This is a genomic window from Luteolibacter sp. Y139, from assembly GCF_038066715.1.
GTDB classification, from domain to species: Bacteria; Verrucomicrobiota; Verrucomicrobiia; order Verrucomicrobiales; family Akkermansiaceae; genus Haloferula; species Haloferula soli.
The window spans coordinates 1,210,364-1,221,923 of sequence record NZ_JBBUKT010000001.1 but is presented as its reverse complement, the minus strand read 5'-3'; the positions used below and the strand labels follow the sequence as shown (position 1 = coordinate 1,221,923).

Sequence of the window (11,560 nt, the reverse complement as noted above, 5' to 3'; positions counted from 1 at the left end):
CGTTCCTTTTCCGAAACGGTATCCAATTCTGTGAGGTGATCGAACCAGAGAGCTCGCTTAGTCCCAATAGCAGCGGAGTGCTCTTGCTCGTCACTACCCAGCGCGTGACGCAAATGCCCGGCGACGTGTTCGAACTCGTGACTCCGGGGGTCCGGTTTCCCGTGACCATCCGGCATTCGCATTTAGTGCCGGAAGGATGGGCGACGGTCTGCGCTCTATCGACCAGCAAGTCGGCATGAAGCAGCGCTCCAAGAGGCATGCTAGCCCCTCATCCCCCTGACCACCGGCGGCGGACAAGATCGCCTGTCAGTTCACCCCCTTCATCCGCTCAGGAATGACCCGCAGCCCTGAGATAAGGTCGCGCCTTGGTAGGTCGAACGACTCCAAGCCGAGGCGCGCATTCAACGCCACCCGCACCGATGCGCACGGCACTTGCGCTGCCGCCGACATGACTATCAATCGGCAGTTGCCCTCGCCCGCAGCCGTCTTCAGTCGCCACCACGCCGACGTGGGAATCCCCCTCAGTTCCCGGCTCCCGAATCCGCAGGTGTCTAGAAGGATTGTCGGGATGTTCCGATCCCTGACCAGCATGTCAGTTGCCTTCAGCATCTCCTCGACAGTTTGGCAACGAACCCAGACCAGCCGCGAGCACGCTTCATCACTGAAGGACGAGGGGTCAAATTGATCGCCGCCGTCGATCAAGATCAGTTCGGGAAGTGCTGCCATCTCCTCGGGCTCACCTAGCATACCAGCGATCAGCATGCCGAGGCCGGGCCCGACGACTTCCGACACTGCCCCCGGTGGGAAGTAAGCCGGATCGAATGGCTGCTCTGCGGGACGCGCGTCCATCGCCACGAGCGGGATAGCGTGAGCCTGCGGAAATTTCTCCCGCATCTGCTTGCGCAATTCCTCGATGGTGGCGGTAGCCATGCACGAAAAATACTCCCCGCCACAGAATGTTCAATCGAACAGTTTTCTTGAAATGCCGGAGCGGTCCGCTAGGAGTTCGCCATGTGCAGCGTGACCGAAGCCGAGGGACTGGCAGAGCTTGGACTCTGGCAGGATGCCTGGGACGTGCTGGAGGCCATTCCTGCCGCCGAGAGGAGCGCTCCGGCTGTGTTGCGCGTCAGGCTCGCGTGCTGCCCTCCGTTGGGCGCGTGGACGCTCGGCACGCACGTTGCCGATCTGCTCCGCGATGGTTGTGAGGAGGACCGCCAGAGCGCCGCCGAGTTTTACCACGCCATTGCCCGAAAGTGGCTTTCGGAGGGCGATCACTATGCCGCCAAGCAGGCGATGAAGGCAGCAGCCGAAGCATGGCCGAAACTCCGGCTGATGATGCTGGATGGCGAGCTTTCCGACCTGCTATAGCAATCCCGGCATGCACCGCGAAACCCTCAAGGATTGGCTGTTCGGGATCGCATTCGCGATGCTGTTGGCGACCCCCTTCGCGCTTCAACACGCGGACGTGATCGAGCGGCTTTGGCGGATGGTATGGCGGTGAATCTTAGAGGTGGCAGGGTGGTTTAGGCCAGTCATTAAGAGAAGTTAAGGACATGCCCGTAAATCCCGACATTGCAGGGAAGCTTCTCGGTGTTTATAGAGCGGCCGAGAAGCTTGATCATCTCCACCGGTGCCGCTCATCGGGGGAGGTGTGTAGCTGCAACTGGGTTAACCGTGAGCCAGCCTAAGCACCGCTCCTGCTGCCACTACGGCAGCAAAGACGAGGCTGGCCACGGTTGCCCTCAAATGCAGGCGCAGGAACATTCGTTCCTGGCCGTTTGCGCTGACGATCGCGAGAACAAGAAAGCTCTTGTTACCGGGGTCGTTATTCATCATTGGCGTATGCGTAGGCATAACGGGCCATTGTATAGGCAAGGAGCTTCGTGATTGGCGATGCGTGTTACCACTTACGGGATAATACGCATCCATTTCCCTGATACGGCTGTAGGGACGGGCGATTTATGCGTATAACTTCGTGCGTAGAATCCGAACCTAGATTGTAGGGAGCTTCTCCACTGCCCGCGCCAGCGTTTGCCGCTCAATCGCGGTATAGCCCTGATGCGTCTCCTTGGACTTGTGGCCGGTGATGCGCATGCGGATCTCCTCCGGCACGTCCGCGTTTGCTAGCTGACTCGTGAGTGAGTGGCGGAGGCTGTGGAAGGTTCGTGCCTGCACTGACCGCTGAACCACCTTGCCCTTCTTGTCCTTGGTGGCTTCCCGGACGGTGCGACGGTCAACGCCTGCCGCTTCGGCAATTGCCCCGAAGTGGCCGGAGAGACCCGTTTTGCCCGCGACGGATCGCGAGTGAAGGCACGGGAAGACGGGCCCCTTCGCGATCTCTGGCTTGATCTCTAGCAGGTAGGTCTTGAGCCGGGGGTGCAGGGGGATTTGAAGCTTCTTTTTCTTCCGCGATGTCTTCGCGGGCATGAAGGAAAGAACGCCGCTCGCGAGATCCACGTTCGACCACGTGAGCCCGGCGCAATCGCCAAGGCGCGCCCCTGTGTAGAAACCCGCGAGGATGAGACCCTGCCAGTCGCGGGAGCGTGCCGCTGCCTTTTCCATGTCGCGGCTTCGGCTGTAGACCTTGTCTTGCCATTCCTGGCCCCCTGCGGCCTCCACAAGCCTCCCTACCTCGGCGATGGTGAAGGTCTCCCTCTCCAGAGAGTCGTCCTCTGGAAGCTTGCCCAGCGCAGCGGCAGGCGAAGCGAGCAAGAGACCTTCCCGAACGGCGGCGCGAAGCATGCCGGAAACGTCGGCCATGTAGAAGTTCACCGTAGCGGCTGACCGGCCAGTGCGCAGCGAGTCGCGGAACCCTCGCACGTCGGCCTTGGTGAGTCCTTCCAGCCTTCCGTCTGCTTTGGTGGCGATGAAGGAGAGGAAGGCGTCGATACTCGTCTTGTAGCGCCGTCCGGTCGCCTCCTTGGTGCCTGTTGTCTTGGATGACAGCCAGTCGGCAGCCCACGAGCGAACGGTGTAGAAGCGCAGAGCTTCACCCGTGCTTGCTTCGGCCATCTTGGCGATGATCTCCCGTGCTCGTGCTTCGGACAGCTCGCCACGGGCTGCCGCGTCGGCTGCTTCAGACAGTGCGCTGAACGCCTTTCCCGCGATGTCGCTACCTCCTAGCGCGGCCTTTCGCTCTGTCGCCTCCATGCGAACCGCTTCTTCCATTGCCTCGCTCCGCTTCCGTCGCTTGGTGGATTTCTTGAGGCGGCGCACCGATCCGTCCGGCATCGTAACGTCAAAGCCTGCGAACCAGAAAGGGGAACCCGTGCGTCGGACTAGGTAGGGCATCGAAGAAATGGGAGCAAGTGGGAGCGAGAATGGGAGCGCCCGCTATGTTCCCAGTGTTCCGGGTTGTTCCAAGCGTAAAGAGATTTGGCGTAATTTACTAAGCGTGAATCACTGTGGAAGGATTCGAGGGTTCGATTCCCTCCTCCGCCTCCATGACGATCAGGAAGTTATGGTGATTTACTGCGGGCGGGGGGAGCCGGTTTTTCAGATTCCGACCGCGCTGCATGCCTTGGCAATCACCGCCACCCGTGTCTTCCCGCCGTCGGCATCCCCGCGGAACAACGAGCGGGCGGAATTCAGCAGCGCGTCACGGTTGGCACTGAACCCCGCGCTGCGGTTGAGACGCGCGGTGAGCGTGATGTAGAACAGCTGCGCGGCCTCGTCCGCAGTGAAGTGCTGCCGCTTGGCGCCATCGGTCGCCGTCAGGATCAGGTAGGCGCAGTAGTTCGGGATGCCGCTGAACAAATGTACCCCGCCCTGGTCATTCTTGATCCGCAGGTTCCGGTAGTCGCGGAAATGGTTCGGCTGCCGGTCGGCGGGGGCCACGTCCGGATCGTCCTTCGGGCGGCTCATGCTGCGGAAAGCGGTGGAGCCGGGATCGACATCGCGGCCGATCAGCCATTGCCAATCCTTCGCGCGATCCGGGCTGGCCCACTTTCCGGCGGCGAGGTTGTTGATCATCACGCCGAAGATATCCGAGTAGGATTCATTGAGCGCCCCGGATTGCCTTTCGTAGACGAGGTCGGAAGTCCACTCCGTCACGCCGTGAAAAATCTCGTGGCCGACGATATCGAGGGCGCAGGCCAGCGAGCGCCGGACCTGCTGTCCATTTACCGTGGCTATGATCTGTCCGTAGGCCATCTGCACGCTGTTCCAGAAGGCATTGTAGTAGCCCTGCGGATCATCATCGATCGGCTCGCTTGAGGAGATGCAGTTGATCGATGAGACGAGCTCGCCGCCGCGGTCATCGACACCATCCCGCCGCAAGGTATTCCGGAGGAAATCCACAACCACGCCCGCGTTGGCGTGCGCGCTGACGGCCGCGGGTTTCCACTTCACGGGATTCGAGGTGGTGGTCATGAGGGGGCCGGGGAGCGGTCCCGGGTCCTCGTCCACATCACCGAACCTGCAGTCGTGGGTCCGCAGCTTGCGCTTTTCATCGATCAGGGTGAACCTCGCTGCCTGGCCCGGTTTGTTGTATTGGATCTGGCGTGCGTTTCCCAGGTCGTCCGGGAATTTCCCCGAGCGGGCGACGCCGAAGTTGCGGGCGATCGTGTGGATCACCTTGCCGGTCTGCGCATCGATCACGTAGTCGGAGCGCCGGATAACCACGGGTTCCGGGTGGCCTTTCGGTTTTTTCCCCGGCTTGCGGTCGTCGATGGGGGCGGGCGCGTTTTCCACGATGTAGGCGAGCTGCCACTTTCCCTTGCTACTATCGAAATAGTAGAAGAGGCGCGGGCGCTCGAGATTGGCGCCGCGCTTTGCCTTGGCTGCCGCCCGCACCTTCTCGACCGCATCGGCAGGCGCGGTCTTCGCGATCGGCCCGGGCAATTCGCGGGGCTGGGTATAGGATGAGTCCACCGCGATCAGCCGGTTCTTCTCATCCACTTCAATCGCGATGAAGGATCCGAAGACTGGCACGAGATCGACGAACTGGCGGAATTTCACGATGGTGGTCCGCGTGAACGGGATCGCCTGGGTGCCCAGGGACTTGAAATCAACCTGCCTGCCAGCGGCTTCCTCGATGCTGAGTCCTGGCAACTTCTCGCTGGCGAGCATCTTGTCCAAGTGGATCCTGGCAGCCGATTCGGCGTCGAGCGCCTCCAGGGGATCGGCATGCGCCTCTGTCCCGGCAACCATCCGGCGACTCATGGCACTGATGGATGCGGCGACCTTGGCGCCCTCGGCGGATTCGAAGTGGCAGGAGTATTGGGTGAGTCCGGGACTGCACTTGGAAATATCTTGTTTCTTCTTCATGGCTTGGGGAGGGAAAAGAAAGAGTTAGACCATGCCGGAATATCATCCTTCGATCTATCTTCCTTCTGCCACCTTTCATGGCGGTCCTGAACGTGTAAATGACAATCTCCCTGCCGCGTGAGCGGGCGTCGTGTCCATTGTCCCGCGGGAAGGCGGCCCATTGCCAAGAGAATCCTTGGCAACGCGGGGAGGGAACCATAGGGACGAAGTTAGCGCGTGGGGAAATAACCCGGCCCTCCGCCTTTTCTCATTCCATGATGCGGCTGCAAGCTTTCCGCCCTGCGACCCGGTCCGTCCGATTGCTTTCCCGCGGGCGAGTGTTTTCGATGGGACTGGTGGCCCTTTGTTTGACGGGGATCCAGTCCGCGACGGGGGCACCGGCAGGTTCGTCAATCGAGCTGTTCGTGGATCACTCCACCACGCCGCTTCGCGGGCCGAAGGTAACGGTGCCGCATGATGCCTCGACGTTGACGTTTTCGATCCTGCCGCAGGCGTCGCCGCTGGTGCGCTACAAGTTGGAAGGGCTGGACCAGGATTGGAGCACGCGGAGTGAGAAGATGTTCTTCATGATCCGCTTTCTCAATGAGCGAGGGGACCAGTTGTCGCAGGTCTCCTATCCGGTCAGCGGGCGGAGCGTGGGTTGGAAGGGGAGCCTGGAGGCATCGGACTTCATGCCGCGGAACGAGACTTTCACCGTGCCGCCGGACGCGGTCTATCTGTCGGTGGCGATGTCGTCGGCGGGGCCGCCGTCGTTGGTGGGGGTGTTCGCGATTTCGGGCATCGATATCCGCTCCGTGAGAGGTGGTCCGGTGCCGCAGCGGGTCTACATGGCCGACAGCAATGCTGCCGAACCCCAGCCGCACTTTTGGATCAAATCCGGCACCCATCCCTCGATGGCCTACGGGCTTCACATCGACGAGGGGGAAAAGGGCTCGCCCGTGCTGGTCATCAAGGATGACGATCTCACGGGTCATGCGGACTGGGCTTCGGACATCCATGCCCTGCCCAAGATCACTCCGGGCGAAGTACTAGAGGTCCAGTGGAAGGAAGCGTATAGCATCGGTGAGGGTGGTAATTTCACCACGACCTACGAGCGCCTGCCGCCCGGGCCGTATCGATTCATGGTGGAGGATCTCACGATTACCGGGGAACCGCTGGGTTCGGTGGCGGAGCTGTCCGTATTCGTCCCGCGGCCGTATTGGGAGAGCTTTTGGTTCTGGGGTATCGTTGCGGCGGCCACCGCGAGTCTGGCGACTTTCATTGGCCGTCAATTGATCCGGCGGAGAATCCGGCTGCATCTCCAGCAGGCGCAGCTGATTTCGGATGAGCGGCTGCGGATCGCCCGCGACCTTCATGACGACCTCGGCACGCGGCTTTCTCACATTTCCCTGCTCGGTGCCTACGCCGAAAGCAACAGCACCAATGACGAGGCTCGCGGTTCGATGCGCCAGATCACGGCGATGTCGCGTGAGTTGATTGCCGCGCTTTCCGAGACGGTGTGGATGCTGAATCCGAAGAACAACGAGCTCGAGGCGCTCGTCGATTTCCTCTGCAAGCTGGTGAGCGAACTCTGCCGGCTCGCCGAAATCCGGTGCCGCATCGATGCCATGTCGGAATTCCGGAACCGGGAAATCGGCCATGATTTCCGGCACAATGTCAGCCTCGCGGTGAAGGAAGCCATCAACAACGCGCTGAAGCATTCGCGTGCGACGGAGATCAAAATGACGATCCAGCTTGATGAGAATATTTTGAGGATCATCATTGAGGACAACGGCGTCGGCATTGACAGTGATGCCGGAAAACCCGGTGTGGGACTTGAAAGCATTCGCCAACGAATGACGTCCATACGAGGCAAGTGCTCGCTCCGTCCGCTGAATGGCAAGGGCCTCGAAGTTTCCATGGAGGCGCCGATCGACTGATTCATTTCAAACCCAAGTGCAGCAATGATCCCCGGCAAGAAAACGGTGGTGGTGGTGGAAGACGATATCCGGCTCCAGGAGCATCTGATCAAGATGCTGGATCTGCCGGAGGACATCACTTGCCTGTGCGCGGTTTCCTCTGCTGAGGAAGCCCTGGAGAAGATTCCGGCCTACCGCCCGGACGTGGTGCTGATGGACATCAATCTGCCGGGAATCTCCGGGATCGACTGCATCCGGGAGCTCAAGAAGCGCCAGCCGCGGCTGGAGGTCGTGATGCTGACCGCGTATGATGTGGACGATAATATTTTCCGCGCGCTGAAGGAGGGAGCCAGTGGTTTCCTGCTGAAGACCAGCACGCCGGACGACATCTACAACGCGATCCGGGACGTGTATTCCGGCGGGGCTCCATTCTCCAGCCACATCGCGCGGAAGGTGGCGCACTATTTCCGCGCCGAGAAGGACATCGAGGATGAGAATGAAAAGCTCACGCCGCGGGAGAAGGATGTGCTGCGGCTGTTAGCCTCCGGCTACATTTACAAGGAAGTGGCGGACCAGCTCGATATCACGATGGAAACGGTCCGGACCTACGTGAAACGCATCTGCATCAAGCTCCATGTCCGGAGCAAGGTGGAGGCGATCATCAAGTATCGGTCCTGAGGTCGGGACGGGCGTCTGCATACGCCTAAATCCTAGGAAATCATGGGTTTCCGTGGGTTGGTTCGGGGATTGTCCCCGTTTTGGGGACTATCGAAATCGGCCGGATTCGGCAGTATCCGTCACGATTGCGGGAAGGTGCGTCCCTGAACCCGGGACGCATCCGGACTGCAGGTAACCCACCGATCGGAACCCCATTCCGATATCTGTCCGCAGACCCATCAACCCCATTGAGGAAGCCGGCTCTGAAGAGGCTCCCCAGCACATCAACCCATGAAACCCACAGATCGAATTAAACATTTCAGGTGCCGCCTGAAGACGCTCGCGCTGGCCGCGACGGTGTTCGCCGGCGCCGGGCTTCCCTCGCGGGCCGACCTCGTCGGCCATTGGCTTTCGGGAGCCGAGAACCTCCAAAACACAGCAGCCACCGGCAGCGCGCATGATGGCACTGCCGTCAACAATCCCGGAGGGCTCAGCTACAGCACGGATCTGCCGCCGGGCTTCACCAATCCGGCGCTGCGCTCCGCGAACTTCGCCAACGGTGCCGCGGTGCAGATCTCCAACACCGCTACCTCCGATGGCGGATACTTGAACACCTTCGACGGAGGCGGTGGCAGCAGCACGATCACCATCGCCTTCTGGGCCAAGGGATTCCCGGGAGACTGGTCGCCTTGGATCGCCAAGGGCGGCGAAGGTCCGAACCCCGGATACGGTTGGCAAGTCCGCCGCATGGCTAACAGCTCATTCGCGGGTTTCACCGTGCGCGGAGTTCCGGATGCGGATGGCTGGCCCGCCTCCGGCATCAATGCCAACACGCCCAATTGGCAGCACATCACGGCCGTGTGGGATGCATCCGCGGGTACACGCACCATCTACGTGAACGGGGTGGTATCCCACGTTTTCACTGCCTCGAGCGGCACGATGATCACGTCGCCCGGCAATCACCTGATCATCGGCGGCCGGCAGACGGACTACCCGAACCTCAGCCACTTCTATAACGGCAACTTGTTCGATGTCCGCGTCTACAACACCGCGCTCGATCAACAGGGCGTCTACGACTTGATCCCGCAAACAGCTCCGCAAGGTCTGGCGGCGATCACTGGAAACCATCAGGTAAGCCTTACCTGGACGGCGTCACCGGGCGCCACGAGCTACACGGTGTCGACCAAGAACACCATTACCAACGTGACGACCACCGATGTGGTCACGGAGCCAGCGCTTCTCAAGACGGGTCTTACCAATGGGCAGCCGTATCTCTTCAAGGTCCTCGGCAGCAATGGCGGTGGAGACGGTCCGTATTCCACCGAGATCAGTGCCACCCCGGCGCTGGGAACGGCGAAGGACATCCTGACGTTCCAGATCGGTGGCCTGCCGGCGAAAGTCTCGGGTAACACGGTCGTGAAATACATGCCGGTGGGAACCGACGTGAGCTTGCTGACGGCGGACTATACCATTTCGCCCTTTGCCACCGGGGATGTGACCTATCCGTCCGGTTCCTTCGTGGACTTCACCACGCCGAAGACTTTCACGATCACGGCCGAGAACGGCTCGACCAAGGCTTACTCGGTGCAAGTCATCCTGGCTGATCCGCTCAACTACGACTTCGAGGGCAGCATCCAAGGATGGACGCAGATCTGGCCGATCACGGGCTCGGGAAATGTGTGGGAGAACGGAGGACTTGGAACTCCGGAAGGGCCGACTGCTGACGGTGCCGAAACCCGTTTCGGACGCTCGCCGGCTTTCAATCTGAACAACTCGGGACCGCTCACATTCCAACTGGCCGGTGGCGAGGGAAATCTCTCTGCACCGAATGTGGGTCCCTCCGCGATCCCGATGGCATCGATCGATGGCGGCGGCTTCGCCGGTGTGGCGCTGCGTGATGTGGATGCCAATATCTACGTCTTGAGCAAGAGGCGCCCCGGCAACGGTGGCGGCTACATGAGTGGCAGCTTCACCGAAGCCGAGTTGGCTCCCTATGCGAACGATGGCAAGCGCTACAGCCTAGACTTCATCGACTACAACAAGGGCGGCTGGGGATGGACCCGCTTGGACAATGTTTCGATCCCCGGAACGCTTGCGACACCTGAAACTCCCGCCCCGCAGGCGAACATCCTGGTGTTCAGCCTCGCCCAGCCTTCCACCGTGACCATCTCGGGTGACACGATCACCCTCAAGCTTCCCTTCGGAACGCCGGTGACGGCACTGGCTCCGACCTACGTCCTGAGTGATGGTGCCAACTGCAATCGTGCTTCGGGAAGCACGCAGAATTTCACCGCTCCGGTAACCTACACCGTCACCTCTTCGAACGCGGCGATCGTCCGCAACTACCTTGTGTCGGCGGTGGTGATGCCTGATCCTGCCGCGGCTCTGGTCGGTCGTTGGGTTTCCGGTTCGGAGACGCTGGCAGACACATCGGGCTACACCACCCCCGGCACGCACGATGGTGTCGCGGTCGGCGGAAATGCCGGATTGCTCGGTTACTCGTCGGACGTGCCATCCGGCTTCACCGGCAAGTCGCTGGACCTGCGTGCTGGAAACGTGGGCGTCATGATCTCTAACAGCGCCACCGGAGATGGAGGGTACGCAAACACCTTCGACGATCAGATCCGCGGACAGGTCACCATTTCGTTCTGGGCGAAAGGATTCCCAGGGGAGTGGTCACCTTGGATCGCCAAGGGCGGCGAGAATGGCGTCGGCTACCAGCTCCGTCGCTTTGCCAATGATCCAGTCTCCTGCTTCACCGTCCGTGGCCTCAACAACGAGGATGGCAGCGGCAGCCCCATCAACGTCAATGACACCCCGGCCAAGTGGCACCATTTCGCTGGCGTCTGGGACGAGACCACAGGCACCCGCTCGCTCTATGTGGATGGCGTGCTGTCGCATGATGTGAACACGCCGCTGGGTCAGGTGATGAACCTCGCCTCCGGCAGGCACCTCGCACTGGGAGCACGCCAGAACGATGTGGGAGGTGGCTATGGCAACTACTTCTCCGGCCTGCTCTACGACGTGCGGATCTACAAGCAGAAGCTCTTCAGCAACCAGGTACAGGCTCTCAGCACTCCTGCCACCTACCTTGCATGGATCAATGCGAACTACCCGGCGCTCTCGGACAAGAATCCAGGAGCCGATCCGGACCGCGATGGAGTGAGTAACTTCGACGAGTTCGCCTTCGGCCTCAATCCCGGCAGCGGCTCTTCGCTCAGCCCGATTGTCACGATGCCCAACAAGGCCACCGGCGTGTTCCAATACAAGCGGCTGAATCCGGCAGTGAGCGGCCTGACCTACAAGGTCATGGTCTCCACCAATCTGGCCGCGTGGAGCGAGGACACGACCGCTGGCCAAACGGTCATCGCCACCAGTGGCGACGTGCAAACGGTATCCGTCGTCTTGAGCGGAACGTGGCCGGGTGGCCCGAGAGTCTTCGTCCGCGTGAGCGGCCAATAACTTCACGTCAAAAGAGAGAGGAAAGTCATGGGCCAAGGGCGAGGGGTCGCCCTTGGTCCCATCGACTGAAAGATCGGAAGCACTGGATTGCCACCGCAGCCATGAACCACCGCGCCACATCGATTGTCCGGCTTGATGCCCGCTCCTCTTCGCGGGTAGGCCGGCGACTATCGATTCGGGCAATGGGTCCTCGTCAAAAGTGGATACAGGAGGCTGCGGGGCTGCACGATTTTCAATGTCTTCTGCAAGCGCGGCCGGTTTACAGACGCCGCTTT

The 11,560-nt window shown here is 60.9% G+C and carries 10 protein-coding genes; 6 read left to right on the top strand and 4 right to left on the bottom strand.

All coding sequences use genetic code 11. From position 1 onward, the window contains the following. Positions 1 to 239: hypothetical protein (locus tag WKV53_RS05055; RefSeq protein WP_341403264.1), on the top strand; the 239-nt coding region annotated here is incomplete at its 5' end. A gap of 67 nt (positions 240 to 306) precedes the next feature. Here WKV53_RS05055 and WKV53_RS05050 read toward each other — a convergent pair. Continuing rightward, the gene (locus WKV53_RS05050; protein ID WP_341403263.1) at positions 307 to 930 is read right to left on the bottom strand and encodes a hypothetical protein; all 624 of its coding nucleotides are present in this window, start codon (positions 928 to 930) and stop codon (positions 307 to 309) included. Between the two features lie 81 nt (positions 931 to 1,011). Here WKV53_RS05050 and WKV53_RS05045 point away from each other — a divergent pair, with 81 nt between their 5' ends. Both WKV53_RS05045 and WKV53_RS05040 read left to right on the top strand, forming a co-directional pair. Further along, positions 1,012 to 1,368, top strand: coding sequence for a hypothetical protein (locus WKV53_RS05045; RefSeq protein WP_341403262.1), 357 nt, complete (start codon positions 1,012 to 1,014; stop codon positions 1,366 to 1,368). 10 nt (positions 1,369 to 1,378) lie between these two features. Continuing rightward, positions 1,379 to 1,501 carry a hypothetical protein gene (locus WKV53_RS05040; protein ID WP_341403261.1) on the top strand — a complete coding sequence of 41 codons (123 nt, stop codon included), beginning with the start codon at positions 1,379 to 1,381 and terminating at the stop codon, positions 1,499 to 1,501. A gap of 167 nt (positions 1,502 to 1,668) precedes the next feature. Here WKV53_RS05040 and WKV53_RS05035 read toward each other — a convergent pair whose 3' ends face one another. From WKV53_RS05035 to WKV53_RS05025, 3 genes are all read right to left on the bottom strand, one after another. Then, on the bottom strand, positions 1,669 to 1,836 hold the full coding sequence (locus tag WKV53_RS05035) for a hypothetical protein (RefSeq protein WP_341403260.1): 168 nt from the start codon (positions 1,834 to 1,836) through the stop codon (positions 1,669 to 1,671). Between the two features lie 156 nt (positions 1,837 to 1,992). After that, positions 1,993 to 3,291, bottom strand: a complete 1,299-nt coding sequence (locus WKV53_RS05030) for a tyrosine-type recombinase/integrase (protein ID WP_341403259.1) — start codon at positions 3,289 to 3,291, stop codon at positions 1,993 to 1,995. Positions 3,292 to 3,495: 204 nt separating this feature from the next. Beyond that, complete coding sequence (locus WKV53_RS05025) at positions 3,496 to 5,268, bottom strand: M4 family metallopeptidase (RefSeq protein WP_341403258.1); 1,773 nt, start codon at positions 5,266 to 5,268, stop codon at positions 3,496 to 3,498. 254 nt (positions 5,269 to 5,522) lie between these two features. On the opposite strand from WKV53_RS05025, the gene WKV53_RS05020 reads away from it, so the two are divergent. From WKV53_RS05020 to WKV53_RS05010, 3 genes are all read left to right on the top strand, one after another. Continuing rightward, entirely contained in the window at positions 5,523 to 7,187 is a 1,665-nt protein-coding gene (locus WKV53_RS05020; protein WP_341403257.1) for a sensor histidine kinase, read from the top strand. Positions 7,188 to 7,211: 24 nt separating this feature from the next. Continuing rightward, complete coding sequence (locus tag WKV53_RS05015) at positions 7,212 to 7,844, top strand: response regulator (RefSeq protein WP_341403256.1); 633 nt, start codon at positions 7,212 to 7,214, stop codon at positions 7,842 to 7,844. A gap of 270 nt (positions 7,845 to 8,114) precedes the next feature. Then, complete coding sequence (locus tag WKV53_RS05010; protein ID WP_341403255.1) at positions 8,115 to 11,285, top strand: LamG-like jellyroll fold domain-containing protein; 3,171 nt, start codon at positions 8,115 to 8,117, stop codon at positions 11,283 to 11,285. Positions 11,286 to 11,560: the final 275 nt, after the last annotated feature.